Source organism: Lentzea sp. NBRC 105346 (assembly GCF_030269605.1).
Classification (GTDB): Bacteria; Actinomycetota; Actinomycetes; order Mycobacteriales; family Pseudonocardiaceae; genus Lentzea.
The window spans coordinates 262,027-287,442 of sequence record NZ_BSTQ01000012.1 but is presented as its reverse complement, the minus strand read 5'-3'; the positions used below and the strand labels follow the sequence as shown (position 1 = coordinate 287,442).

Annotated in this window: 25 protein-coding genes and 1 tRNA gene; 10 read left to right on the top strand and 16 right to left on the bottom strand. The window is 69.2% G+C overall.

From position 1 onward, the window contains the following. Window positions 1-9: 9 nt before the first annotated feature. The 3 genes from QSK35_RS25755 to QSK35_RS25745 form a co-directional block, all read right to left on the bottom strand. Window positions 10-1,173: a metal-dependent hydrolase family protein gene (locus tag QSK35_RS25755; RefSeq protein ID WP_285750053.1), complete on the bottom strand. Its 1,164-nt coding sequence runs from the start codon at window positions 1,171-1,173 to the stop codon at window positions 10-12. A gap of 65 nt (window positions 1,174-1,238) precedes the next feature. Next, window positions 1,239-1,312, bottom strand: a tRNA-Pro gene (locus tag QSK35_RS25750). A 37-nt stretch (window positions 1,313-1,349) separates the two neighbouring features. Next, entirely contained in the window at window positions 1,350-2,297 is a 948-nt protein-coding gene (locus QSK35_RS25745) for a metallophosphoesterase (RefSeq protein ID WP_285750052.1), read from the bottom strand. A gap of 57 nt (window positions 2,298-2,354) precedes the next feature. On the opposite strand from QSK35_RS25745, the gene QSK35_RS25740 reads away from it, so the two are divergent. After that, window positions 2,355-2,825, top strand: coding sequence for a GatB/YqeY domain-containing protein (locus QSK35_RS25740; RefSeq protein WP_285750051.1), 471 nt, complete (start codon window positions 2,355-2,357; stop codon window positions 2,823-2,825). On the opposite strand, the gene QSK35_RS25735 is transcribed toward QSK35_RS25740, so the two are convergent. The 3 genes from QSK35_RS25735 to QSK35_RS25725 all read right to left on the bottom strand — a co-directional run bounded on the left by QSK35_RS25735 (window position 2,803) and on the right by QSK35_RS25725 (window position 10,104). Then, a complete protein-coding gene (locus tag QSK35_RS25735) occupies window positions 2,803-3,273 on the bottom strand; it encodes a hypothetical protein (protein ID WP_285750050.1) in 471 nt (156 codons plus the stop codon). The genes QSK35_RS25740 and QSK35_RS25735 overlap by 23 nt on opposite strands. Window positions 3,274-3,360: 87 nt before the next feature. Continuing rightward, window positions 3,361-7,386, bottom strand: coding sequence for an SGNH/GDSL hydrolase family protein (locus tag QSK35_RS25730; protein ID WP_285750049.1), 4,026 nt, complete (start codon window positions 7,384-7,386; stop codon window positions 3,361-3,363). A gap of 261 nt (window positions 7,387-7,647) precedes the next feature. After that, complete coding sequence (locus tag QSK35_RS25725; protein ID WP_285750048.1) at window positions 7,648-10,104, bottom strand: penicillin-binding protein; 2,457 nt, start codon at window positions 10,102-10,104, stop codon at window positions 7,648-7,650. 241 nt (window positions 10,105-10,345) lie between these two features. Between QSK35_RS25725 and QSK35_RS25720 the strand changes: the two genes are divergently transcribed. After that, window positions 10,346-10,636 (top strand): WhiB family transcriptional regulator, encoded by a 291-nt coding sequence (locus QSK35_RS25720; RefSeq protein ID WP_285750047.1) that lies wholly within the window; start codon window positions 10,346-10,348, stop codon window positions 10,634-10,636. Between the two features lie 7 nt (window positions 10,637-10,643). On the opposite strand, the gene bagB is transcribed toward QSK35_RS25720, so the two are convergent. Genes bagB through QSK35_RS25705 form a run of 3 tightly spaced genes read right to left on the bottom strand, consistent with a single transcriptional unit; the run spans window position 10,644 to window position 13,030 of the window. Then, window positions 10,644-11,765, bottom strand: coding sequence for an ATPase BagB (gene bagB / locus QSK35_RS25715; RefSeq protein WP_285750046.1), 1,122 nt, complete (start codon window positions 11,763-11,765; stop codon window positions 10,644-10,646). After that, complete coding sequence (gene bagA / locus QSK35_RS25710) at window positions 11,762-12,751, bottom strand: ATPase BagA (RefSeq protein ID WP_285750076.1); 990 nt, start codon at window positions 12,749-12,751, stop codon at window positions 11,762-11,764. The genes bagB and bagA overlap by 4 nt, the downstream gene beginning before the upstream one ends. 27 nt (window positions 12,752-12,778) lie before the next feature. Then, window positions 12,779-13,030: a hypothetical protein gene (locus QSK35_RS25705; protein ID WP_285750045.1), complete on the bottom strand. Its 252-nt coding sequence runs from the start codon at window positions 13,028-13,030 to the stop codon at window positions 12,779-12,781. Between the two features lie 53 nt (window positions 13,031-13,083). Between QSK35_RS25705 and sp36 the strand changes: the two genes are divergently transcribed. From sp36 to QSK35_RS25685, 4 genes are read left to right on the top strand one after another with little or no spacing between them, the layout of a single operon-like run. After that, window positions 13,084-13,239 (top strand): Sp36 family protein, encoded by a 156-nt coding sequence (gene sp36, locus QSK35_RS25700; protein WP_156213051.1) that lies wholly within the window; start codon window positions 13,084-13,086, stop codon window positions 13,237-13,239. Next, window positions 13,236-13,688 carry a RidA family protein gene (locus QSK35_RS25695; RefSeq protein WP_285750044.1) on the top strand — a complete coding sequence of 151 codons (453 nt, stop codon included), beginning with the start codon at window positions 13,236-13,238 and terminating at the stop codon, window positions 13,686-13,688. Before sp36 ends, QSK35_RS25695 begins: the two co-directional genes overlap by 4 nt. A gap of 1 nt (window position 13,689) precedes the next feature. Continuing rightward, window positions 13,690-14,292, top strand: a complete 603-nt coding sequence (locus QSK35_RS25690; protein WP_285750043.1) for a hypothetical protein — start codon at window positions 13,690-13,692, stop codon at window positions 14,290-14,292. 10 nt (window positions 14,293-14,302) lie between these two features. Beyond that, window positions 14,303-15,484, top strand: coding sequence for a hypothetical protein (locus QSK35_RS25685; RefSeq protein ID WP_285750042.1), 1,182 nt, complete (start codon window positions 14,303-14,305; stop codon window positions 15,482-15,484). Window positions 15,485-15,882: 398 nt separating this feature from the next. Here the strand turns inward: QSK35_RS25685 and QSK35_RS25680 are convergent, their stop codons facing one another. From QSK35_RS25680 to QSK35_RS25670, 3 genes are read right to left on the bottom strand one after another with little or no spacing between them, the layout of a single operon-like run. After that, window positions 15,883-16,890 carry a tetratricopeptide repeat protein gene (locus QSK35_RS25680; protein WP_285750041.1) on the bottom strand — a complete coding sequence of 336 codons (1,008 nt, stop codon included), beginning with the start codon at window positions 16,888-16,890 and terminating at the stop codon, window positions 15,883-15,885. Further along, the gene (locus QSK35_RS25675) at window positions 16,887-17,786 is read right to left on the bottom strand and encodes a Gfo/Idh/MocA family protein (protein WP_285750040.1); all 900 of its coding nucleotides are present in this window, start codon (window positions 17,784-17,786) and stop codon (window positions 16,887-16,889) included. Before QSK35_RS25675 ends, QSK35_RS25680 begins: the two co-directional genes overlap by 4 nt. Before the next feature lie 6 nt (window positions 17,787-17,792). Further along, window positions 17,793-18,149: a hypothetical protein gene (locus tag QSK35_RS25670; protein ID WP_285750038.1), complete on the bottom strand. Its 357-nt coding sequence runs from the start codon at window positions 18,147-18,149 to the stop codon at window positions 17,793-17,795. Window positions 18,150-18,200: 51 nt separating this feature from the next. Between QSK35_RS25670 and QSK35_RS25665 the strand changes: the two genes are divergently transcribed. Next, the gene (locus QSK35_RS25665; protein WP_285750037.1) at window positions 18,201-18,983 is read left to right on the top strand and encodes an NUDIX hydrolase; all 783 of its coding nucleotides are present in this window, start codon (window positions 18,201-18,203) and stop codon (window positions 18,981-18,983) included. Then, window positions 18,980-19,789, top strand: coding sequence for an MBL fold metallo-hydrolase (locus tag QSK35_RS25660; protein ID WP_285750036.1), 810 nt, complete (start codon window positions 18,980-18,982; stop codon window positions 19,787-19,789). Before QSK35_RS25665 ends, QSK35_RS25660 begins: the two co-directional genes overlap by 4 nt. Before the next feature lie 352 nt (window positions 19,790-20,141). Here QSK35_RS25660 and QSK35_RS25655 read toward each other — a convergent pair whose 3' ends face one another. From QSK35_RS25655 to QSK35_RS25640, 4 genes are all read right to left on the bottom strand, one after another. Continuing rightward, complete coding sequence (locus tag QSK35_RS25655) at window positions 20,142-21,230, bottom strand: DNA polymerase III subunit beta (protein WP_285750035.1); 1,089 nt, start codon at window positions 21,228-21,230, stop codon at window positions 20,142-20,144. A gap of 91 nt (window positions 21,231-21,321) precedes the next feature. Further along, the gene (locus QSK35_RS25650; RefSeq protein WP_285750034.1) at window positions 21,322-22,569 is read right to left on the bottom strand and encodes an MFS transporter; all 1,248 of its coding nucleotides are present in this window, start codon (window positions 22,567-22,569) and stop codon (window positions 21,322-21,324) included. A 333-nt stretch (window positions 22,570-22,902) separates the two neighbouring features. Further along, window positions 22,903-23,577, bottom strand: a complete 675-nt coding sequence (locus QSK35_RS25645; RefSeq protein ID WP_015097742.1) for a Crp/Fnr family transcriptional regulator — start codon at window positions 23,575-23,577, stop codon at window positions 22,903-22,905. Between the two features lie 176 nt (window positions 23,578-23,753). Further along, a complete protein-coding gene (locus QSK35_RS25640) occupies window positions 23,754-24,005 on the bottom strand; it encodes a hypothetical protein (protein WP_285750033.1) in 252 nt (83 codons plus the stop codon). 135 nt (window positions 24,006-24,140) lie between these two features. Between QSK35_RS25640 and nth the strand changes: the two genes are divergently transcribed. Both nth and QSK35_RS25630 read left to right on the top strand, forming a co-directional pair. Beyond that, a complete protein-coding gene (gene nth, locus QSK35_RS25635) occupies window positions 24,141-24,845 on the top strand; it encodes an endonuclease III (protein ID WP_285750075.1) in 705 nt (234 codons plus the stop codon). Beyond that, window positions 24,842-25,405, top strand: a complete 564-nt coding sequence (locus QSK35_RS25630) for a TlpA family protein disulfide reductase (RefSeq protein WP_285750032.1) — start codon at window positions 24,842-24,844, stop codon at window positions 25,403-25,405. The genes nth and QSK35_RS25630 overlap by 4 nt, the downstream gene beginning before the upstream one ends. Window positions 25,406-25,416: the final 11 nt, after the last annotated feature.

Genomic DNA, 25,416 nt, shown 5'->3' with positions numbered 1-25,416 from the left:
GCGTGCGGCTCATTTCCCGCTGAGCGAAACCTCGCGAACGTCGCGCAACGCCCTGATGTCGGCCGTGGGATCGCCACCGACCACGAGCAGGTCGGCGTCGAACCCGGTGCGCAGCCGCCCTTTGCGATCACCAAGGCCGCAGACCCGCGCCGCCCGGGATGTCGCGGACGCCAGCGCGTCGGCGGGCGCGATACCGGCCTCGACGAGCTCCGCGATCGCGTTCGGCAGCACGCCGTGCCGCTTGCCGGGGCTGATCCCCGTGTCGGCTCCGGAGATGATCGTGACGCCGTGCTCGTGCATGCGTGCCACGAGGGCATGCCGGTCTTCGAACGTCCACCGGAAGTGCCGCATCATCTCCAGCACCCGTGGTGCGACCACCCCGCCGTCGACCCGGCCCAGCGTCGGGCACACGGCGATGCCTTTCTTCGCGATCGCGTCGAGAACCTCGCCGGGCAGCTTGATGCCCGTGCTGGTCAAGCACGTGCAGTGCTCGATGCCGTCCACCCCGGCGGCAACCGCCTGCTCGACCGCGGACAGCCCGTGCGCGTGTGCCGTGACCGGCAACCCGCGCCGGTGCGCTTCGTCGACCACGAGCCGCAGCTCGCCGAGGGTGAACTGGCACGCCCCGACATCGGTGCCGGGCGTCATGATGCCGCCCGTAGCCATGATCTTCACGACGTCGGCGCCGCGCTCGGCGCGTTCCCGCACCGCGGCGATGATCTGCTCGGGCCCTTCGACCGCACCACCCATCGACGCGCAGTGCCCGCCGACGCTGGTGATGGGCGGCCCGGCCGCGACGATCGACGGCAGGCCTGCACGGCCCCGCCACCCGAGCACCGCCCAGTCGCGGTCGCCGAGGTCGCGCACGGTCGTGACCCCCGCCGCGAGCTGTTGCCGCAGTCCCTGTTCGATCACCTCGTCGAGGTGCTCGTCGGAGAAACCGGACAGGCGTTCCAGCGCGTCGAGACCGTTGTCGCCGCAGAGGTGCACGTGCGTGTCGATCAGTCCGGGGAGAACGGTCGCGCCGGGGTGCTCGATCACCCGCCACTGTTCGCTCACGTCGGGCCAGCTGTTCTCGATGCCGGCGATGCGGCCTTCCTCGACAAAGACCGTGACGGGGCCGGTGAGCATGCGCTCGCCGTCGAAGCCTCGGGCGGTGCGCAGAGCGAACACGGCGGCCTCCGAAGGCAATAGAAAAAGCTCAAGGCCTGTCCATTGTGGACAGGCCTTGAGCTGCGTCGGGGTGACAGGATTTGAACCTGCGACCTCTTCGTCCCGAACGAAGCGCGCTACCAAGCTGCGCCACACCCCGATTTGGGAACGAAGAGAACCTTACAGGATGGGGCTGCTCAACTCCGAATCGGGTCCCCCTCAGCCACCTCAGACCGTGGCTGACCAGCCTCAACAGGCCGCGGCACCAGCGTCAGCAGCGAAGCCTCGGGCGGGCACGCGAACCGCACGGGAGCGTAGGGCGAGGTGCCGAGTCCGGCGGACACGTGCAGCCACATGTGCGCACCCCACCGGGACACGCCCTTGGCCCGTGACCGGTCGAGCTCGCAGTTGGTCACGAGAGCGCCGTAGAACGGCACGCACAGCTGCCCGCCGTGCGTGTGGCCGGCCATGACGAGGTCGTAGCCGTCGGCGGCGAACGGGTCGAGCACGCGCGGCTCCGGCGAGTGGGTCACTCCCAGGCGCAGCACGGCGTCGGGGTCCGGGGCGCCCGCGATGTCGGTGTAGCGGTCGCGCTTCAGGTGCGGGTCGTCGAGGCCCGCGGTGAAGATCGTCTGGCCGGCGACCTCGACGGTGCGGCGCACGTGGGTCAGGTCGACCCAGCCGCGTTCGACCATGGCGGCCCGCAGGTCGCGCCACGGCAGGCCGATGCCGTGGATGCGCTTGGTCTTCGCCGACGGCAGCAGGTAGCGGGCCGGGTTCTTCGGGCGCGGCGCGTAGTAGTCGTTGCTGCCGAACACGAACACGCCGGGGAAGTCGAACAGTGGACCGAGCGCGCGCAGCACGGCGGGAACGGCCTGCTTGTGGGCGAGGTTGTCGCCGGTGTTGACGACGAGGTCCGGGGCCAGTTCGGCCAGCTCGGCGACCCAGCGCTGCTTGGACCGCTGGTTCGGCATCATGTGCAGGTCCGAGATGTGCAGCACCCGGATCGGCTTCGCCTCGGGCGCGAGCACTGGGACCGTGGCCTGACGCAGGGTCCAGCGGGTCCGCTCGATTCCGGCGGCGTAGGCGACGGTCGCGGCGCCGAGGGCGGTGGTGGCGAGAAGGGCTCGGCCGAACGTGTTCACGGCAGCCGAGGGTAACTCGATCGGTGTTCGCACGGGCGGCCGGTACCGTTCCCACCCATGGCGGAGTTGAAGACGCGGCTGCAGAGTGACCTCACGGCAGCCATCAAGGGCCGGGAGACGGTTACCGCGGGTGCGCTGCGGATGGCGCTCACGGCCGTGACGACCGAGGAGGTCTCCGGCAAGAGCGCGCGCGAGCTCACCGACGACGAGGTCGTGAAGGTGCTGACCCGCGAGGCTAAGAAGCGCAAGGAGGCCGCCGAGGCGTTCGCGAACGCCGGCCGCGACGAGAAGGCCGAGCAGGAACGCGCCGAGCTTGCCGTGCTGGAGTCGTACCTGCCCGCGCAGCTCGACGACGCCGAGCTCGCCGCCATCGTGGACGCCGCCGTGGCCGAGGTCGCCGGGCAGCTCGGCGAGCAGCCGGGTCAGCGCCAGATGGGCCAGGTCATGAAGATCGTCAACGCCCAGGTGGCCGGGCGGGCCGAGGGCGGCCGCGTCGCGGGCGCCGTCAAGGCGAAGTTGTCGTCGTAGGACTGGGCGCGCCGCCGGTCGGGTAGACCGGCGGCGGGCAGTCGTCGATGTCGTGGCGGTGCACCTCGGTGCTCGCGGTGATCGGCAACGGGATCTCGAACACGGCGCACACCTCCGCGGACCCGCCGCCGAACGGCATGCTGCCGAGGAACTGCGACGCGTAGTAGGTGATCACGATCTTGTCGGATGCTCTCGTCATCGCGCGGATCCCGGTGCCGCCCCAGGGCGATATCCGGCTGATCTCCTCATCGGACAGCTCGCCGTCGCGCATCTGCTCCTGCAAGGACTCCTGCATGGCGTTGACCGTGCGGTTCACCGCGTTCCGCGCCTGCTCGTCCTGCTTCCGCATCGAGATGTGGAAGCTCACCATGATCCACGCGTAGACGCCGACGACCAGGGCGATCAGCCCGAAGCACAGCCACGCGAACACTTTCCACGGCGTCCCCATGCCTGCCCCCTATCAGCAGTCGTGCGTGGTGACCTGCCCGGTGCCGGGCACCCACCACACGAGCGTGGTGAGTGCCCGGCGGTCGGGTCATGAACCTTGATAGCCGATCTCGGACAACCTGCGTTGCAACAACAGTGAGTAGCCCGCGGCGCCCGCGGAGCTGGGGTGGAACGACTCCCGGCTGACGCAGGGATCCGGCGTCATCCTCGGGACGGGGATGCACTTCGCGTCGGGGTCGCCCCGGTGGAAGTCCCCCTCGCCGTTCGGCCCGAGCTTCACCCCGTTGATCCAGGGCACCGAGTCGCAGATGCGGTGCTGGTCGAAGTGGTCGAGCGCCGACGCGAAGTACACCTTCCGGTTCGCGGCGGCGAGTCCGTCGACGACCTCCTTCTGCTTCTGCGCGATGTACTCCGCCAACCGGTTCAGCGGTGCGGCCACCGGTCCGGTGATCGCCTGGATGTTGCACACGTTGTCGCCCTCGTTGAAGAGCCTCGGGTACCCGAGCAGGACGATCTTCGCGTTCTTCGCCTTGTCGGAGACGGCGGTCAGGGTGGTGCGGTACGCCTCCATGTTCCGGTCCACGATCTGCTTGTACTTGGCCAGGAACGCCTCGTGGCCGCCGGCCTCACCGCAGCTCGGGCTCAGGATGCACGCGGTGATCCCGTCGGTGAACATCGAGTCGTTGTTCGCACCCATGGTCATCGCGACCATCGTGGTGTTCTCGTCGAGCGCACCGGAGTTGATCTGACCGATCTCGCGGAACTGGCCGTTGCCCAACTCCGCGTAGTCCTTGACATCGTTGGTGTGCCACGCGGGTTGCGGCTTGTCCATGATGAAGTTGGTGTCCGCACCGGAACACGCCACGAAGCCGAGCTCGGCGTCGGGTGCGAACCTGTCCGCGAGCTGCCCGAGGTTCTCCTGTTGTCCGGAAAGGACGGTCTGGCGGATCCACGCGTTGCGGCTGCGCCGACAGGCGTTCCAGTCGAGCGTCCCGTGGTTGTTGTCGGACTCCTTGAAGTAGTCCCCGGCTCCTTCACCGGAGGTGTAGGAGTCGCCGAGCACCGCGACGATGTGCTTCGGCTTGGCGGTCAGCGGCTGGAACGCGATCGCGTCCCAGGCGATGTCGTTGACCAGCCGGCCGTCCGCGGTGATGTTGCCGAGCCGCACCCGCGGTATGCCGTTGAACTGGTACACGCCGAGGGAGACCCACTTGTTGGCCTCGGTGCCCTGTGACAGGTAGCGGGATCGTTCGAACACGCCGTTGCCGCGGTCGATGTCGTACCGCGCCTGCTGGGTGTGCGCACCGTGGTCCGGCATGTGCACCAGCACCCTGGCCCACTGGTTGAGCCCGCGGTTCAGCTTCCACGTGCCGGTCACCTTCAGCTTGTAGCCGATGTCGTCGGCCTGGTTCGTGTGGGAGAACCAGAAGTGGCCGCCGAACCCGGCGCCCAGCTGATGGAAGTCGATCTTCGACGGATAGGTGCCGCTGGTGTTGGCGAAGTCGAGCGAGAACGACCCCTCGTTGGCCCAGTTGTTCGCACAGGGACGTTGGGAGGTCGAGTGCGCCGCTGTGCCCGTCGGTACGTCGTCGACGATCAGCGCGTCGCCCGGCAGGCCGTCGCGCTTGCAGTTGGGCGGATAGCTCCTGCCGTCGGGCTGGTAGCCGATGTCAGGATCGCGGAACCGGTTGGTCCACACCGCACAGTCGCGGTCGCAGTTGTCCTTCCACGTGGCCGTGTGGTGCCACCAGCACCGCAGGTCGTAGTAGCCGTTCGCGTCCTGGTGCCCGCACGGCCCCGCATCCTCCCCGATCGTGCCCTCGTCCTCCGGGGTGTTCGGGTCGTCGGGCTTGTTGGGCGTGAACTTCTTGGTGAGGTCGCAGTTGTTCTTGTCGACGCTGCAGAACAGGTAGTACGGCGGTTTCACGTCACGACGGTTCTGCTGCGAGCTGGGCGTGCCGTCGCCGGGGTCCTCGCTCGGATCGGCGTTCTCGTCCCAGCCGTTCCACGTCAGGTAGTTGAAGCCGGAGACGACCTTGCCCGGCTCCTCCCAGGACTCGATGGGGTGGCCGGCCCAGCCGAGCACCTTCTCCGGGTACGGCCAGTCCTGCGGGTGCGCCGCGTCGCCGTAGCCGTACTCCAGGAACGGCTTGCGCGTGGGCGAGTACTTCGGGTTGACCGGGTTGTTGGCCCAGCCGACGCCCCACGGCTTGGACTGCGACGCGTCCGGGTAGTTGAAGCCGGAGTTGTAGGCCCAGATGGCGAAGAACCAGTTCTCGGCCTTGTTCACGTCACCGTTGTTGATCATCAGTCCGTGGCGGCGCGTGGTGTTCCACTTCTCCTGCAGGATCCGCAGGCCCGCCGCGACGTTGGTGGCGAAGTCGACCGCGACCGCTCGCTGCTGGTTGGGCGAGAGCGCGGTCTCGCCCGGCTTCTCCTTGCCCGCCAGCCGCATGCCGTCGGTGATCTGGGTGACGCCGTAGCCGCAGTCGGCCTTGGCCCAGTTGATGTTCCAGTCGTCACTCTGGTCGCCGTTGTAGAGGTCGACGCCGTAGAAGTTGCCGATCAACGGGTTCGACGTGACGCCGGGCAGTGCGAACCGGGCCGCCTGCCACATGTTCGACTCCTGCGCGATGATGCCGAGGAACACCTGCGGCGGCACCTTTCCGCCACCCTCGAGCGGGATCGGCGGGAACATCGACTGCGGCTGCCACGACACCGGCATCCCGGAGTTCTTCCAGTTCGCCTCACGCGTGATGGTCAACGCCGAGTCGACCGCGTAGTCCACGGCCCACTCGACCTGACGTGCGGTCGGTTGGTACACCTGGATGTTCGGGTTGTTGCGCGCGATCGCGCACACCTGCTCCGCCGGGTCGAGCGGGGAGTCCGGTGAACCCTGCGCCGACATCTCACCCGAAGGCGTGCCGAGCTTCGGGTGCGGCGCGCGCCCGCTGTCGCCCGCGTCGGTCGCGGCCGGGTCCACGGTGAACGCGACCGGCTTTCCGGTCGTCGCCGACCTTGCCTCGACGCGGACCGGCCGGGCCGCGAACGGGTCGCGCACCGGCGTGCGCGGGTCCGGGTTCTTCGCCCGCAACACCGAGGTCACCGCGAGCTCGCCCAGCGTCGACATGGTGCTCTCGTTCGAGACGTCCAGCCGCTTGACGGTCCGGGGCAACGGCGACAGCTTGGCGACCTTACCGGTCACGAAGACCTTGCCCGCCGCACTGGCCGCCAGACCGATCTCCATCAACGGACCACGAGCCAGCGCGGCGACCTTCGCGCCCTTGCCGACGCGGTCCACCCGCCGCACGACGCCGTCCGCGCCCTCACGGTCCATGAACACGACACCGCCGTCGGCGTCCGCGCGCAGCCGGAACGGCAGCTGCGCGGACTTCGCCAGCAGCTCGCGCTTACCCTGCGCGTTCACGGTCACCACGCCGCCCGAGTCCGCGGCCACGATCCCGTTCTTCGTGGGGATCGACGAGGTCAGCTGGCCGGGCACCTCGATCGCCTTGCCGACGGTGTTCTTCGCGGCGTCGACCTCGAACAGCCGGGTCTTGCCCAGCGTCTCCACGCCCTCCTGAGTCACGACCGCGGTCTCACCCGTGCCGCAACCGGGGTTGTAGTAGGCCAGCGTGCTCTGCACCGGCAGCTTCGTCACCGCACCCGACTCGAGATCGACCGTCGCGGTGAATCCGCCCCGGTCGAACAGCTCGGCCTTGTTGGTGAACGTCCGCGGTGCGTAGACCACCACGAGCCGCTTACCGGAACCGGTGGCACACACGTTGCCGATCCACTGGTCCGCGTCGAAACCGCGCTCGGACAGCGTGGCCACGGTCCGCCACTCGTAGCCCTCTGCGGCCTTCGCGGCGAGGATGTGGAACCCGTCCGCGTCGCCGGACGTGGTCCACGCCACGTCTCCGGACTTCTGCCACTCCCTGCCGAGCACCTCGCCGCGCTTGCCGGGCGGCACCAGACTCGGCTCGGAGCTCTTCACCTCCTGCTGTGCGATGTCCTTTTGAGACTTGTCAGGGACCGCCTGTGCGGCCGTGACCGGCAGCAGCGACACGACGATCGCGGCCCCCAGTCGTTTGGTCGTTCTTGACCAGAGCACGGTGCTCTCCACGTTGTGCGGGCACGCCAAAGGCGCGCCGGACCTGAAGTCGGTTTGGTGGCGGCGTTGACTGCGAGCAGCGCTCTGATCAGGTGTGAACGGACATGACGTCCATGACGAACCCCCCAGTTCGTATGTCCCCGCCCCAGTACGAGGACATGTCGACCTTAGGCGAAACGGATGGTCAGGGGCTAGTCGACGTTTCCCACCCCGTCAGGAACGAACGAGGGGCCACTCCGCGGTGTCGGAGTGGCCCCATCGTCATCTGGGTTCGCCGGGCTCGGTCGGGATCGTGATCGGTGGCGGCTCACCTGGGTGGCCCGGATCGCCTGGTTGCCCCGGATCCGCGGGCGGACCGGGCTCCTGCGTGTCGCTCGGCACCGGCGGCGGTACGTAGCCCGTGCTCACCATCAGCATGACCACGGTGCCGCGCAACGCGTTGCCGCGCGGCGACTGGCTGACGACCGTCCCCTTCGGCTGGTCGGAGTTGAAGTTCTGCTGGCTCACCTTGTAGCCGGCGCGCTCCAGGATCTGCGTGGCGTCGTTGACGTTCTTGCCGACGACGTCCGGGATCTGCATCTCCTTGCCGCCCTTGCGGTACCGGTCCTCGATACCGGGCAGCGGCGACGCCGGGATGTTGCCGTGCACCTTCGTCATGGTGTCGAACCACGTCTTCGCCGGGATCGTGCCGCCGAAGATGTTGCCGTTCGCGCAGAGGCGGGGTTGGGCACCGAGGCAGATCGGCCGCGGGTTCGTGCCGTCGTTGAACGTCTGCACCGCGCCCGCGAAGTCCGGGGTGGCGCCGATGAACGCGGCGGACTTGTACTCCTCGGTGGTGCCCGTCTTGGCGATCATCGGGCGGTTCCACTTGAACTGCTTCGCGGCGTTGGCCGCGGTGCCGTTGCCCTGGTCGTCCTTGCTCATGCCGACCGCGAGGCCGTTCGCGAGGCCCTCGGCGACGACCTGCTCGCACGGCGACTCGTTCACCGGCACCTGCTTGCCGCTGCGGTCCAGCACCTTCTGCAACGGCGACGGCGGGCACCACTTGCCGCCGCTGATGATCGTCGCGACGACGTTCGCCAGCTCCAGCGTGCTGACCGGCGCCGGCGACAGCGTGAACGAGGCGTTGCCGCCGTTCTGCTTGTAGAACTCGGTCTGCGAGATCCGCAGCTGCTTGTCCTTGGCCTTCGGGTCCGGCCGTGTGCCGGAGATGTTCGTCGCCATCGTCTCGCGCATGCCGAGCCGCCCGGCCATGTCGACCACCGGGTCCATGCCGAGCTGTTCCTCGAGGATGACGAAGCCGGTGTTGGGCGACGTCTGCAACGCCTGCTGCAGCGGCATCTGCGGCGGGTAGCTCGAGTCGAAGTTGCGCAGGCAGTACCAGCGGGTGTCCGGTTCGCCGGTGCCGGGACAGCCCTTGCCGCCACCCTTGAAGCGCTTCGAGACGTACGAGGTGGGCGTGGCCATCATGCTCTCGATGCCCATGCCCTTCTCCAGCGCGGCGGCCGCGGTGAAGACCTTGTAGACCGAGCCCGCCCCGAACTTGTTCTCCACGCCGCTCGGGAGGTCGAACGTCGTCTGGTGCTGGTCGCCCTTCAGGCCGTAGTCGCGGTTGGCGACCAGCGCGAGCACCTGGTGGCGTTCCTTGCCCGGCTTGACGATCGCCATCGTGTTCGCGATGCCGTCGATGCCCTTGTTGACCTGAGCCTCGGCGGCCTGCTTCGCGACCGCGGTGACGTTTCGGTCCAAAGTGGTCTGGATGACATAGCCGCCGGTGCGCAGCTGCTCCTCGCTGAAACCCGCGCGCTGCAAGTAGTTCACGACATACGAACAGAAGAAGCCGTTTTCCGGTCCCGCGCCGACACAACCGTTCGGCGGCGTGCGGACCGGGGTCGCCAGGCCGAGGCCTTCCTTCTTCGCGGCCTCGGCGGCATCGCGTGAAAGCTTGTCGTTCTCGACCATCTTGTCGATCACTTTGTTGCGTCGTTCCAGAGCCTTGTCCGGATACGCTTCGGGGTCGAGCGCTGACGGACTGTTCACCATTCCCGCGAGCATTGCCGCCTGCGGAACGGTCAACTTGTCCGGCGTCGTGTTGAAGTACGCCTGTGACGCCGCGGCGATGCCATAAATGGTTGAACCAAAAGGCACCACGTTGAGGTAGCGGGCGAGGATCTCTTCCTTGCCAAGTTTTCGTTCCAGCTGAAGGGAGATCCGCGCCTCGCGCATCTTGCGGGCGACGGTCTGCTCCTGCGCCTTCTGCTGCTCGACCTTGTTGTTCCGCGCCACGACGTGGACCAGGTAGTTCTTGACGTACTGCTGCGTGAGCGTGGACGCGCCCTGCGACACCGAGCCCCTGACCTGGTTGGTCAGCGCGGCGCGGAAGGTGCCCTTCCAGTCGACGCCCTGGTGCTCGTAGAACCGCCGGTCCTCGACCGAGATCAGCGCCGCCTTCATGGTCGGCGAGATCTTCTCCGGCGGTGTCAGGACTCTGTACTGGTCGTACAGGTAGGCGATGGGGGCGCCGTCCTTGTCCGTGACCGTTGTGATCAACGGCGGATCGGTCGTCACCAAGTCGGCGGAGATGCTGTCCACGGTGTCGCTGGCCTGGTTGGACACGAGGCCCATGGCGCCGACGACGGGGAACAACATGCCCGCCAGGAGCACCCCGGCCAGCATGCACAGGCCGAGCATCTTGAGCACGCCATTCCTGACTCGCACGCGGGCCAGCGTACGCGTGACACGAACGGGTGATGATGATCAGCAACACCCGTTACTCAGGATGAGTAACGGTACTCAAGACAGGTAACGGCTCGGCAACCCAGGGTTGGACGTGGAACCAGAAGGCTCTACAGTCCGTCAACGTCCAATGAATGCGGCCGTCGGCGTCCGACGCTACGGCATCCGCGGCAGGGGTGTGGCGGATTTCAGGAAATTGGACAGCACATGAGGAGTGGGGGATATGGATCAGGGGGATTGGCGTATCAACGCTTCGTGCCGAGATGAGGAGCCGGACCAGCTCTTCGTTCGCGGCGCTGAGCAGCGCAAAGCGAAGCTTGTGTGCCTCGGGTGTCCCGTGCGCATGGAATGCCTCGCGGAGGCTCTGGACAACCGGATCGAGTTCGGTGTCTGGGGCGGGATGACGGAGCGTGAGCGTAGGGCTCTACTGCGTCGTCGACCGGACGTGGACTCTTGGTACGAGTTGCTCGACAACGCTCGCCAGGAGCACCTCGAGGACACACGCGTCGGGTAATTCCAGCTCACTCGCCGGCGAGCCGGCTGCCGATCTCCCGCAGACCGTCGATGTCGTGGACGTCGGCGGGCAGCGCGGGCACGCCGACGAGTGCGACACCAGGATGCGCGCGGGTGAACCGGGCCAGCAGTCGCTTCTCCCGATCTGCGACCGCGGCCCGGTCCGCGTGCAGCCGCAGCACGGCCGCCGCGAGCGGGGCGTCACCGGCACGTTCGAGGTCGTCCGCCGCGGCCAGCGCCTTCGGTGCGGGCAGCGCCGCCAGCACCGGATGCGTCCGGTTCGCGACGAGACCGCACAGCGGCATGCCCTCGGCGCTCAGTCGTTCGACGAAGTAGCTGGCCTCCCGCAACGCGTCCGGCTCGGCCGCGGCGACCACCAGGAACCCCGTGCCCGGTGAGCGCAGCAGCTCGTACGTGCGCTGGGCGCGTTCGCGGAATCCACCGAACATGCTGTCGAACGCCTGCACGAACGTCGACGCGTCGTGCAGCAGCTGACCGCCGACCACGGTGGCCACGGCCTTGGTGAACAGGTTGAACCCGGTGCCGACCAGCTTGAGCAGGCCCCGGCCGCTCGCCCTGGCCGGTGCCGAGAGCATCCGGATGAACCGGCCGTCGAGCACAGTCGACAGTCGCTGCGGCGCGTCGAGGAAGTCCAGCGCGCTGCGGCTCGGCGGGGTGTCCACGATGATCAGGTCCCACTCGCCCTGCGCGACCAGCTGGCCCAGCTTCTCCATCGCCATGTACTCCTGCGTGCCGGAGAACGACGAGGAAATGGTCTGGTAGAAGGGATTCGAGAGGATCTGGTCGGCCCGGTCGCGGCCGGCGTGCGTGAGCACCATGTCGTCGAACGTGCGACGCATGTCCAGCATCATCGCGAACAGCTCGCCCTTGGGTTCGAAACCCTCGACCTTCACCTCACGCGGCTGGTTGTCCAGCTCCCGCAGGCCCAGCGACTGCGCGAGGCGCCTGGCCGGGTCGATCGTGAGCACGACCGTCCGCCTGCCCCGTTCCGCCGCCCGCAGCGCCAGTGCGGCGGCGGTCGTCGTCTTGCCGACACCGCCCGAGCCGCAGCACACGAGCACGCGGGTCGCCGGGTCGTCGATCAGCGGGTCGATGTCGAGCCGGTTCATCGCACACCCGCCGCGACGAGCAGCTCGGCCAGTTCGTAGAGGGCGGCGACGTCGACGCCGTCGGTGAGCTCGGGCAGCTCGATCGACGGCAGGTCCGACTCGGCGAGCTTCTCCTTCGCGGACTGCTCCATGCGCACCCGGATCGCGTGCTCGACCGTTTCGTCGACGAGGCCGTGCAGCGTGTCCTCGTCCAAGTCGATCCCGGCGGCCCGCAGTCCGGCGCGCAGGCGTTCGTCGTCCACGTTGCCCTTGGCGGCGGCCGCGACGGACCGCGCGGGCAGGCGCGGCGGCCGCACCCGGTTCACCAGCACGGCACCCGGCCGCAGGTCCGCGGCGTCCAGCTCGGCGACCGCGTCGAGCGTCTCCCGCACGGGCATCTCCTCCAGCAGCGCGACCAGGTGCACCGCGGTGTCGCCGGAGTGCAGCAGCCGCACCACGCCCTCGCTCTGCCCCTTGATCGGGCCGACCTTCGCGAGATCGGCCATGGCCTTCGTGACGTCGAGGAACTTGACCACGCGCCCGGTCGGCGGCGCGTCCAGCACGACGGCGTCGTAGGTGTGCCGGCCCTGCGGGCCGGTGCGGTTGACGCACTCCTTGACCTTGCCGGTGAGCAGCACGTCGCGCAGGCCCGGCGCGAGCGTCGTGGCGAACTCGACCGCGCCCATCTTGCGCAGCGTCCGTCCGGCGAACCCCAGGTTGTAGAACATCGCGAGGTACTCCAGCAGCGCCGCCTCGGCGTCGATCGCCAGCGCGTGCACCTCACCGCCGCCGGGCGCGGACGCGATGCGCTCCTCGGCGTACGGCAGCGGCGGGCGGTCGAACAGCTGCGCGATGCCCTGGCGTCCCTCGACCTCGATCAGGAGGACCTTGCGGCCGCCCGTGGCCAGCGCGAGCGCGAGGGCGGCGGCGACCGTGGTCTTGCCCGTCCCGCCCTTGCCGGAGACCACGTGCAGACGAGCGCGGGTCAGCTCCTCCGTCCACGACATCACGTGGCCAGCCTATGTCGGGGAAGGTCAATCCATCATGGTGAGAAAGAAAACGACCATCGCGGTCGCGGCGACCAGCGCCCACACGACGACCGAGGGCAGCCACGTGGCGATGTTCACGGCGATCACGGCGACGACCAGCAGGCCGATCAGGCCGGCGCGGATCACCTCGCCGTGCGTGGAGTGCTTGCGGTCCCGGACCTGGGCCATCGCGACGAGCACCATCACCAGCCCGCCCACACCGAACAGACTGGTGGCGACGATCCGCCAGGTGTCCATGTGATCAAGGTAGCGCCAACCGGCGGATTCGGGCAGAGGTTAGGCTCCCGCCCATGACGAAGTGGGAGTACGCCACCGTGCCGCTCTTGATCCACGCCACCAAGCAGATCCTCGACCAGTGGGGCGAGGACGGCTGGGAGCTGGTCACCGTGCTGACCAACCCGACCGGTGAGCAGCACGTCGCCTACCTCAAGCGGGCGAAGGCATGAGCTGGTCGGAGCGTCTCGCCGAGCTGGGGATCAAGCTTCCCGGGGTGGCCGCACCGCTGGCCGCGTACGTGCCGGCAGTGCGCACCGGTTCGCACGTCTACACGTCGGGCCAGCTGCCGTTCGTGGACGGCTCTCTGGTCGCTACGGGCAAGGTCGGTGCCGAGGTCAGCCCCGAGGAGGCCAAGGACCTCGCCCGCGTGTCGATCCTCAACGCGCTCGCCGCGGTCGACTCGGTCGTGGGCATCGACAACATCGTCCGAATCGTGAAGGTCGTCGGATTCGTCGCTTCGGCCGAGGGGTTCACCGGGCAGCCGGCCGTTGTCAACGGCGCCTCGGAGCTGTTGGGTGAGGTCTTCGGCGACGCGGGCAAGCACGCGCGTTCGGCCGTTGGCGTGGCCGAGCTGCCGATCGGGGCGCCGGTGGAGATCGAACTGATCGTTGAGGTGTGAGATGTCGGACACGTGCCACGAGCTTCTGCTCCGCCTGGCCGGGCGGCTGCCGGACGACCTCCTCTGGAGGTACCGAGACTGGGCGGCGTCCGACGCGTATCCGGTGCTCGCGCGGTCGCTGCCCCGCACGCTCCTGCACGACCGCGTCGCTTTGACGGATCATGAACTGGCCCTTTTGCACGACGCCCTCGTGCCCTACGGGGCGGATCCCGGTGCCATCAGTTCGGTCAAAGGGCTGGACGAAGTGCCCCCCACCGACTACACCTTTACGCCGGAATCACCTGATCGGGTGGTCATGGGGGATTCCGCGACCGTTGTGCTCGGTGCGACGCTGCGAGGCCGGCACGGAGTCGGTGAGGTCCGCTCCTGCTGGCGTGTCGGGCAGGGGCCGGCCAGGAGGGTCATCCTGGTCGCCGCCACCACCGGCCACGCGCGGCTGACCGGCGAGTTGCAGCGGGTGCTGCGGGCGTTGGGCGAGCACGACCCGTGCGTCGAGGTCATGTCGTCGGGAATGGATCTTCCGCCCTACCACAGGGCGGCGTTGGCGGCTTCGGAGTTGGTCTGTGCCGGCGCCGAGTCCGAGGAGCATTTGGTGCTCAGTTAAGGAGTTTGGCGTGACGAGCGACGGCGTCGGTCTGCCGGTCCGTTTACACGATCTCCTGCTGGCGATGGCGGGTCGCGTCGACGACGACGCGCTGTCGCAGGCGCGTGAGTTCCTGGCCGTGGGGGAGCTCGACCGGGCGGTCGAGCTGCTGGTGGGCACCCTGCTCGCGGGCAGCATCCCCGTACTGCCGGACGAGCGCGCCGCGCTGGTGTGGCTGCTCGGCGAGGTCCGCTCGAACCCGGCGCTGGCGGACCGCCTGCCCGTGGTCGAGGTGCTGCCGCGCGTCCGTCACCGCTTCACCGCGGAAGCCGACCCCTTCGAGGGAGTCGGCGACGCCCTGTCCCGTGCCGTCTCGGTGCTCCCGGACGTCCGCGGCGTGCGCTGCGTCTGGCGCTCGTCGCCCGCCGGCTCGACCCCCGGCCCGCTGCCGCAGCGAGTCGTACTGGTCGACATCGGCCCCAAGGGCTTCGCCCCGGCAACGGCCTACCGCATCGACAGCGTCCTGCGCGGCGCCGGCGTCCGCGCCGCCGTCGAGGTCGTCACCGTCGGCACGCAGCTCAGCGACTACCACGCCGCCGCCATGACGTCGGCCCGCGCCCTCTCGGTCGCCGCCCCGCGTGCCGATGCTCCGGTTGCCAGGCAACCCGTCGAGACTCCGCAGACGACCTGGTTCGACAACTCGGACGAGCTTCCCGCTCCGGCGCCGGTGGCCGAGCCGACACCGGCGCCGGAGGCAGCGGAGAACCCCGGCTCACGACGTTCCCGCGCGGCGGCCCGTGAAAGTCTCGAGGGCGCCCAGCCCTTCCCGCCGAAGCCGGTGAAGCGCATCGCCGTTCCCGCGGAGGAGGAGGCGGCGTCTCCTGCTCCCGCTCCGGCTCCGGCTCCGGCAGAAGAGCGTCCCGCGGCTCCGATCGCGCGGGCCGAGGTGACCACGGAGCTCAAGCCGGACGAGCTCGCCGCTCTGCAGGCCGCGTTGGCCGAGGGGGCGGGCGAACCGTCGTCCGTCGACGCCAACCTCAGCGAGCGTGAACGGGCCCTGTTGCAGCAGCTGCACGAGGAGCTCGCGCAGCGCGAGCAGTCCGGGACCAAGGCCACCGACACCGGACGCTGGCAGATCGACCGGTCCAGTTCGCGGCAGAGCGCGTTCGGGGCGGCCAACAACGGCCACCCGCCGTTCCCGCCGGCCGGCTGAGGCTTTCGGACAGCCCGTTCACGCTTTGCGTGGACGGGCTTTCTGCTGCCCTGGGGCTTTGGGCTTTGGGCTTCGGGCTTCGGGCTTCGGGCTTCGGGCTTCGGGCTGGGGGCTGGGGGCTTCGGCTCCGCGCTTGCGCCGAGGTCCCCCGGCCTGGGGGACCCCCGTTTTCAACTCTGCCATGCGGCACCGACAGTTTCGGGCGCGCTGAGGCGTCAACGGGCCGTTCACGGCCTCGATTCGCAGGCAGTGCCCGCCGTGTGGTGAGCAGGGCGGCCGGTCGACCTGCCGTGCTGTGCGCGCTTGCGCCGAGGTACCCCGGCCTTGGGGGACCCCCGTTTATAACTCTGCCATGCGGCACCGACAGTTTTGGGCGGGCTGCGGCGTCAACGGGCCGTTCACTGCCCCGATTCGCCAGGTAGCGCGCGCAGCGTGGCGAGCAGGGCGGCCCGGTCGGCCCGGCTGAGCGCGCGATAGGGGCGCGAAGCCATCCGGTCCGTCGCCGCCTCGATGCGCGCCCGGATCGGGTCGTCGTCCTTCAACGCGCGCACTCCGTCCACCGTCAGGCCCTCCGCCTGCCAAGCCGCGGCGTGCGCGTCGGCGCGGTGGTAGCGCAGGGCGCGGAGCTGGTCCCACAGACGCGCCGCGGGGTGGTCGCCCGTGGCCGCCGCGGCGAACGGGTGATCCACCTCGATCTTCAGCTCGGGCGGGTCCGGCCAGAGCGCCGCGGCCGCCTTGGCGTGATTGCGGTTGATCTCGACGATGAACGGCTCGGCGAACTCCGTCGGCGTGATCTTGTCGGTGACCTTGATCCAGCCTTCACGTGCGAGTTCCAGCAGGCTCAGGTCGCGTTGCTCGGCGTGGTAGCGGTGGACGTCGAACACGACGTCCACGGGCGCGGGCAGGAGGCTGGCGACGTCGGCGAGCACCCACAGGTGCGGCGGCCGGATCGACGGACGGGCCGAACTGCGGTGCACGGCCGGGACGAGGCGGTGCAGTTCGATGGCGACTAGCGCAGCGGTGAGGCACGCGTCGGCGGCGTCGATCTCGACGGCCAGAGCCGGGTCGGCGGCCTCGGTGAAGTGCTCGAGTGCGCGTGACCAGTTGCCCTGGTCGTAGTAGCACCGGCCCCAGTGCTGGTGCACCAACGCGGTCAGCTCGCCGCTCTCCAGACACCGCGCGAACTCCGCATGTGCCTCGACGTAGCGCTCCTGCCACTGCAGGGTGCGGGCGAGCTCGAGTCGCGTCGCGACGGTCGGGTTGAGCTCCATGGCTCTTCGCAGCGCCCATTCGGACAGCGCGACCTCGCGCAGCATCCGGGCGGCGACACCGATCTGCGCCCACGCCTCGTGGGGCGAGACCGGGGAGTCTCTGAGGGTCTCCGGGTCGATCTCGAACGGGATCACGCGCCGGCCTTGTTCCTCGCCGCGTCGATGATCCGCTGCAGGTGCAGCCCGCGGTGCACGTCGCACTCGTGGGACGTCGTGCCGCTGTGCACCATCGCGACGAAGTCGTCGAGCAGGTTGACGAAGCAGTCGAGCGCGGATGTGTCCCGATTGGACAGTGTGCGGTGCCCGTGTTCGCCGTACACGGTGAACTCCGCGAACGGCGGCTGCAGCGGCAGGTTCAGCGACAGCGAGACCGTGCTCGTGGCGCCGCCCTCGTGCTGCAGGATCACCTGCCACAGGCCGGTCGCGTTGCGGTTCGCGGCGATCACGTCGGTGATCCGGCCGAGCGCGGCGTCGAGCAGGTCGAACGCGTGCGGGCCGATGTCGTCGATCGCGCCGCGGTCGTGCCGCCACTGGGAGGTCGAGTACGGGCCGTCGAGCAGCGCACCGGCGAGCCACCGCGCATCCGCGCCCGTCCAGCCGCCCGTGCGGTGCAGCTGGGCGAGCAGCTCCTTCGTCTCCGGCGCGTATCGGCGCGTCAGCATGACGAGCGACGCGACGCCCGCCTCGTCGACCGCGGCGGCGAGGCGTTCGGCGTCCGCGACGGTCGCCGCGATCGGCTTCTCCAGCACGACGTGCTTGCCGGCCTGTACGGCCTGCAACGCCATTTCCCCTTGTACGGCAGGGGGAACGCAGAATGCAACTGCGTCCACATTGGACAGCATTGCGGCGTAGTCCTCGACGACCTCGGCGCCGTGCGCACCGGCGACCTCGGCCGCGGCCTCAGGCCGGCGCGCCCACACGGCGGTCAGTCTGGTGCCGGGGTGATTCGCGATGCCGGGCGCGTGCACCGCCCGCGCCCACGGTCCGGCCCCGACGAGTCCTACGCGCAGCTGTTCGTCCACGGGGGTCATCCTGCCTCAGGAGTAGCTCCCTTTGGGCACGAAGATCTCCCCGCCGCCGCGGAACTTGAGTCGCACGCCGTCCGGCGTGAACTCGTGCTCAGGTGCGGTGTCCCAGCCGGCGGGGATGTGCACGACGTGTCCGCGGTCCTCGGTCGGGCCGAGCCACAGCTCGAACTCCGTGTTGCCGACCGTCCGCTCGACCTTCTTCACGTAGATGCCGGGCCCGTCGCTGGACGGCGGCGTGCTGCTCACCGTCGAGCGGCTGGGCAGGAACAGCAGCACGGCCGTCACCGCCGTGAGTGCCGTGCCCACGACGACTCCGAACAGGACCAGCAGGAGTTTGACGAGGCATCCCGAGACGTTCGTGACCATCGTTCCATCCTCGCGTGTACTCGGTCGTAGTCTCGGAGGATGCCCGAAGACATGACCTTGCCGGGGAACCTGGTACCCGCTGAGCAGCCGGCCGAACCCGTTCCGGTGCGCGACGCGGTGACCGTCGTGCTGCTGCGGGACGGCGCGGAGGGCCTGGAGGCGTTCCTGCTGCGCCGGGTGACCGGCATGGCGTTCGCGGGCGGCATGACCGTCTTCCCCGGCGGCGGCGTCGATCGCCGCGACGCCGACGCCTCGGTCGCCTGGGCCGGACCCGATCCGGCCTGGTGGGGCCAGGTCTTCGGGGTCGACGAGGCGACGGCCCGCGCGTTCGTGTGCGCGGCCGTGCGCGAGACGTTCGAGGAGTCCGGCGTCCTGCTGGCCGGCCCCGACGCCACCAGCGTCGTCGCGGACACCAGGCCGTTCGCCGCCGCCCGCAAGGCGCTGGTCGACCGTGAGCTGTCGCTCGCCCAGTTCCTCGCGGATGCGAACCTGGTGCTGCGCGCCGACCTGCTGCGCCCGTGGGCCAACTGGGTCACGCCCGTGGGCGAGCCGCGCCGCTACGACACCCGGTTCTTCGTCGCGGCGCTCCCCGAGGGCCAGCTGGCCGACGGCGAGACCACCGAGGCCTCGCACAGCGCGTGGCAACGCCCGTCGGACGCCATCGCCGACGCTCGGGAAGGCCGCCACATGCTGATGCCGCCGACCATGCGCACCCTCGACGAGGTGGGCGCACTCGGGTCCGTTTCCGCCGTGATGGCCGAGGAACGCTCGATCGACAAGATCATCCCCAAGCTCGTCCGCGACGGCGACGTCGTCCGAGTGGTGCTCCAGTGAGCGGCAGCCCACTCATCGGCGCCCGCGCCGAACATCCGCTCTACGGCCAGTTGCGCCCGGTCACGCCGCACGCGTCCGTCCTGCTGGCGGACAACCCTGGTGTGATGACCCTGGACGGCACCAACACCTGGGTCCTGCGCGCACCGGACTCGGACACGTGCGTCGTCGTCGACCCCGGTCCGGACGACGAGACCCACCTGCGCCGAGTGGCCGCCTGCGGACCGGTGGCCGAGGTGCTGCTGACGCACGGCCATCCCGACCATGCCGAGGGCGCCCGCCGCTTCGCTTCGCTCGTGGGTGCTCCCGTGCGGGCCCTGGACCCCGCGCTGCGTCTCGGATCCGAAGGCCTGGCGCACGGCGACGTGATCGCTCGCGCCGGCCTGGAGATCCGCGTGCTGGGCACGCCTGGGCACACGGCTGACTCGCTGTGTTTTGTTGTCGAGTCGGAGGCCGTGCTCACCGGGGACACCGTGCTCGGTCGCGGAACGACCGTCGTCGCACATCCGGACGGCAAGCTGGCGGACTACTTCGACTCGTTGCGTCTGCTGGCGGACCTCCCTTCTGGGACGGCTGTGCTGCCTGGGCACGGTCCCGAACTGGCCGATGCCGGGGATGCCGCGCGGGCATACCTCGCGCATCGGGAACAACGGTTGGAGCAGGTGCGGGCGGCTGTTGACTCGCTCGGCGGCTCGCCTACGCCGCGGCAGGTCGTCGAGATCGTTTATGCGGATGTGGATCGCGTGTTGTGGCCGGCCGCGGAGTGGTCGGTGCGGGCGCAGTTGGAGTACCTGCGGACGCACGGCTGAGCTACGGGATGCGGTCGGGTTCGCGGTGGGTTCTGAGGCGGATTGGCTAGGCCGCGTGGTTTGCGGGTGCGGCGTCGCCGCCCGCCGTGGGTGGGGCGTTGGGCGGGTTTGGAGTTGGCCGATCGGGTGGGGGCTTCGGGGTTCGGGTCGCGGGGCCCTCGGCCGCTGTGGGCGGGGCCTCGGATCGCATGGGGTCGCGGGGTAGGTCGAACTTGGAGTCGGCTGATTCCGGATGGGGCTTCGGCCCGTCCGGGTTGTGGTGGGCGGCTCGGATTGAGTGGGTTCACAAGGCTGGTCGGGACCGGCCTGGCGAGGAGGCGGCTGCCTCCTGAGCGCGGACCGGCCTGCCGCGTCAGGACGCCATTGAGCGCATTGGGACCACCAGGTAGGTGAGCTCGACCCCGTCGTCGTCCGGCGGCGACGTCAGCACCGTTGACCGCAGGCCGTCCTGGATCCGCAGTTCCACTCGCCGCCCCGCGAAGGCCCGTAGGGCGTCCGCCAGGTATCTGGCCTGGAACGTCTTGGTGATCCGGTTGCCCTCGACGGTCGCCTTCACCGACTCCTCGGACTCGCCGGACTGGGGATCCGATCCACGCACCCGCAGCTCCGTGTCCTCCACCTGGAGCGTGACCGAGCCGTGCGGACCCGCGTAGGGCGTGGCGCGGCGGACCGCGCGCGCGAGGGTGTCGGCGTCCACGAGGACGGTGCTGTCGATGACTGCCTCCAGGAGTCGGCGTGCCCGGTCGTCCGGGAACGGTGCGGCCAAGAGTGCGGTGGTGATCGAGTCGCCGGACCAGGCCAGGCCCATCCGGTCGGTTGAGGCGTGCAGGGCCACGCGGCCCGACGGCTGGCGGAAGGCCAAGGCCGTGGCGGGGACCAGGACGTCCAGCGGAGCCGGGCCCGGTTCCCACGGCAGGACCGCGTGCGCCATCCGGTAGCGGTCCGTCGCCAGCAGGTGGAGTGACGAGCCTGCCGACTGGATGCGGACTCCGGTGAAGATCGGTAACGCGTCGTCGCGCGACGCGGCCGAGGCGACCGGCGCCAAAGCGGAAACCAGAGCCCTGGAATCAACGTGACCACATAACGGCGGCAGCTCGGGAACGCCTGGGTGCGCCGGTAAGTCCAGTAACGGCAGGGCGAAGCGCGCGCAGGATGTTCGGACGGCCAGTCGGGAGCCCTCTACGACCAAGCGCACCTGAGGTTCGTCCAGGGACTGCAGAGTCGCGGCGAACAGGCGGGCGGGCACTAGTACCGCGCCGTCGGTGTGCACCGTTGCGGAGCGGTGCAGCACGACGCCGGTCTCGCGGTCACTGCCGGACACGACGACCCCGCTCCCGCCGGCCCGCAACAGCAGGCCGGCGAGAGGCAGGTGTGTCCGCAGCAGCCGGACCACCTCGGCAACTGCCGAGGCCAGGCCGGCTGTGGTGGCGGTCAGATCCATGTCTCGCAAGTTAGCGAGGGGGTCTGACAATTTTGGGCCGCCATGTCCCGGCAAGGTAACGAGAGTCTTAACGGAGGGGAAGCATTCCGTCTCAACCCGTGACGAGCTCGAGCTCCGATCGGCGCGGCAGTTCAACCGGCACACCAGCGCGAACAGTGCGGCGGAAGATCCACACCAGCAGTGCGATCAGCATTCCCGCGAAACCCGCCGCGAAGAACGCCGGCCGCGTGCCGAAGTGCTCGACGATCTGGCCGCTGATGCCTTGGCCGATCGCGAGACCCACGGTCACCGAGGTGATCACCCAGCCGAACGCCTCCGCGGCCGTCCCGGACGGCGTGACCTGCTCGATCGCCGCCGAGTGCGCGGTCGACTGCGGCGTGATCAGCGTGCCGACTACCAGCAGGGCCAGCGAGAGGCCGACCAGAGAAAAAGGCACGCCGAGCAGCAGCGTCAGCAGGCCGAACCCGCCCAGCAGGACCGGCAGCCGCAGGTGCATCGGCCGGGGCCACGGACGCATGCCGTAGACCACGCCGAAGATCACCGAGCTGACCGACCACAGCGAGAGCAGCAGGCCGCCCAGCGACGCCTCACCCGCGGCCGTGGCGAACGCGGGCACGGCGACCTCGACGAACCCGATGGTCACGCCGAAACCGAGAGCCGCCAGCGCCACCGTGCGCATGCCGGGGTACGCGAACGCACCCAGCAGTGAGGCAGGGCGAGAAACCGAGGGACCCCAAGCGCGCACGACCGGGTTCAACGCGAACCAGGACGCGCCCACGATCATCAGGACCGCGCCGACGACCACGCCGGTACCGGCCCACGGCGCCGCGATCAGCAGTCCGGACAGACCCGGTCCGAGGACGAAGAAGACCTCCATGCTGATCGCCTCGTAGGCGTACCCGGCCATCCGCGTCGGGCCGACGGGCACCATCCGCTCCCATAGGGCACGCGACGCGGCACCGACCATCGGCTCGAACGAACCGACGAAGAAGGCCAGTCCGACCAGCACCGGCACCGGCGCACCCGCCTCGACGGCCAGCACGGACGCCGCCACGGACACCGAGAACAGCCCGACCGTCGCGAGCAACGGCCGGGTGGGGCCGTACCGGTCGATCAGGCGGCCTTGGACGATCGCGCCCGTCGCGACACCGACCAGCGCGGCCGCCGACACGAGACCGGCCGACGCGAACGAACCGGTGGCGCGTTCGACGTAGAGCAGCATCGACAACCCGACCATGGCGATGGGCAGGCGGGCGAGCAGCGACGCGACGACGGGGCCGCGCATTCCGGGGGTGGTCAGTGCGGCGCGGTAGTCGGAGAGACGGGCGGAGTGGGACATGCGTACCAGTTTGCCAGAGTTGGTACGGGAGTACCACTAAGAAACCGGTGCGCTCCGTCACGGACGTTGCGATTCGGTCACGGAAGTGGGATGACCGGGTGAAACATGCAACTAAAACCCACGACATGCGGTCCTTGAGGGTGAAAGGACTTGAGCGGGATGGGTGGGGTCGTGCGAAAGTTGACTCATCCACCGAACGTTCCTCTGGCATGAGGGTCGGGGCCTAACGCGCCAGAGGGATGAAGGCACGGTTCGTCGGGGGATGGGCCGTGCAAGACAAAGGGCTGGTGCGCCGCGTCGGGGGCGGCGCCCAGCCCTTTGTTATGTAACGACCTAGCGAGCGCGTCGAGCCAGGCGCTCCGGGTCCAGGATCAGCACGGACTTGCCCTCCAGGCGCAGCCAGCCGCGGTGCGCGAAGTCGGCCAGGGCCTTGTTCACGGTCTCGCGGGACGCGCCGACGAACTGGGCGATCTCCTCCTGCGTCAGGTCGTGCGTGACGCGGAGCAGGCCGGCCTCCTGCGAGCCGAAGCGCTGCGCGAGCTGCAGCAACGCCTTGGCGACGCGGCCGGGCACGTCGGTGAAGATCAAGTCGGCCAGCATGGAGTTCGTCCGGCGCAGCCTCCTCGCCAACGCCCGCAGCAGCTGCTCGGCGATCTCCGGCCGGTTGGTGATCCACTGCCGCAAGGCGGGACGGTCCATCGACACCGCGCGCACCTCGGTCACCGTGGTGGCGGTGGACGTGCGGGGTCCCGGATCGAAGATCGACAGCTCGCCGAACATGTCGGAGGGCCCGAAGATCCCCAACAGGTTCTCGCGACCGTCCGGGGACTTTCGGCCGATCTTCACCTTGCCGGACTGGATGATGTACAGGCGGTCGCCCGGCTCACCCTCCGCGAAGATCACGTGACCGCGCGGGAACTCGACCGACTCCAGCGTCTGCGCCAAGGCCTCCGCTGCAGCCGGTTCAACACCCTGGAAGATGCCCGCGCGGGCCAGGGTCTCGTCCACCTCATCCCTCCTAATCGACGCGACGGCACGCCCATCACCGCCTTTGGTGATGTCAGCGCCGTGCCGTCGATCACTGCGTTGCAGTCTAAGGGCTGTCCTGTGGATCGCTGACCGGCTCGCCGTCTTAGTTGGAATACGGTGCTGTTTCGATCCAGAGCCCAACGAGCCAGTCTAGTTCACGAGCGAACGCGCTTCTTGCTCAGGTTCCGCGCGCGGCCACCCAGACGACGGAGACGGAACAGTTCCAGTGCGCGACCGATGCCGTGTCCGTAGAGCGCCCTGACCTCGTCGGGACGGGCGGACTCCAGGAACTCCTCGACCTCGTCCTCCTGCACGGCGACGTGCCGGAGCTTCGCTTCCACGCGCTCCATGAAGAGCGCGAAGAACATGATCACGATCGGTACGGCGATGACGAACCAGGCAGTCATGATGCTCCGCATCCTCGCGCATGAGGGATTCGATGACGCGTCAGGGGGTCTTGTCGGCGTGTTGACTAGGCTTGTTGTGTGCCCCGAGCCTCGAAACCGGAAACCAAGATCGGCCTGGTCCGCAGGGCCCGTCGGATGGTGCGAACGCTGGCCGAGGGTTACCCCGACGCGCACTGCGAGCTGGACTTCACGACGCCGCTCGAGCTGATCGTCGCGGTCGTGCTGTCCGCGCAGTGCACCGACAAAAAGGTCAACGAGGTCACCCCCGCGCTCTTCGCCAAGTACCCGACGGCCGCCGACTACGCCGGCGCCGACCGGATTGAGTTGGAGGAGATGATTCGCCCGACCGGTTTCTACCGGAACAAGACGACATCTCTTATGGGTCTCGGTGCGGCACTGGTCGAGCGCCACGACGGTGTGGTTCCCGGCAAGCTCGAGGAGCTGGTCAAGCTCCCGGGTGTAGGACGCAAGACGGCCAACGTGGTTCTCGGCAACGCGTTCGGTGTGCCCGGCATCACAGTCGACACCCACTTTGGACGACTTGTCCGGCGCTGGAAGTGGACCACCGAGGAAGATCCGGTCAAGGTCGAGCACGCGATCGGCGCGATCATCGAGAAGCGCGACTGGACCATGGCGTCGCACTGGATCATCTTCCACGGCCGCCGCGTCTGTCACGCCAAAACGCCTGCGTGCGGCGCCTGCCTGCTGGCGCCGGACTGCCCCTCGTTCGGTACCGGGCCGGAGGATCCGGTCAAGGCGGCCAAGCTCGTGAAGGGCGAGGAGAGGGACCACCTGCTCGCCCTGGCCGAGCGGGTCAGGGCCGGTGAGAAGCTCGGGTGAACACCCGCACGCGCTGGCTCGTCGCCGTACTGGTGCTCGCCGTGGCGGGCGTGGTCGCGCTGTGGCCGCGGGGCGGCGCGGAGCAACCCCCGCCGCGGCCGGAGCGTCCAACTCAGGACCTCGCCGCACTGCGCCAGCAGGCCTCGCTGCGGCAATGCCTGCCGGGTTCGGAGGGTGGTGTCCAGGTGACGTGCCTCGGTGACGGCACCCGGACGGCCGTCGCGCTCAAGGGGCCACTCCTGATCAACTTCTGGGCGACGTGGTGTGTGCCGTGCCAGGACGAGCTGCGCGTGCTCGACACCTACGCCCAGCGGCCGGGCGCGGTGCCCGTGCTGCCGGTGCTGGTGGAGAGCCGGGAGGGCGACGGGCTGGAGCTGCTCGCGAAGCTCGGCGTCAAGTTGCCGTCGGTGTTCGACGACGCGGACGCGTTGCGCAGGCAGCTCAAGGCGCCGAAGTCGCTGCCCGCGAGCTTCGTGGTGCAGGCTGACGGCACGGTCCGGCAGGTGACGAACCCGTTGGTGTTCACGTCACCGGATCAGGTGGGGGAGGCGGTCCGTTGAGTTTGCCGGAG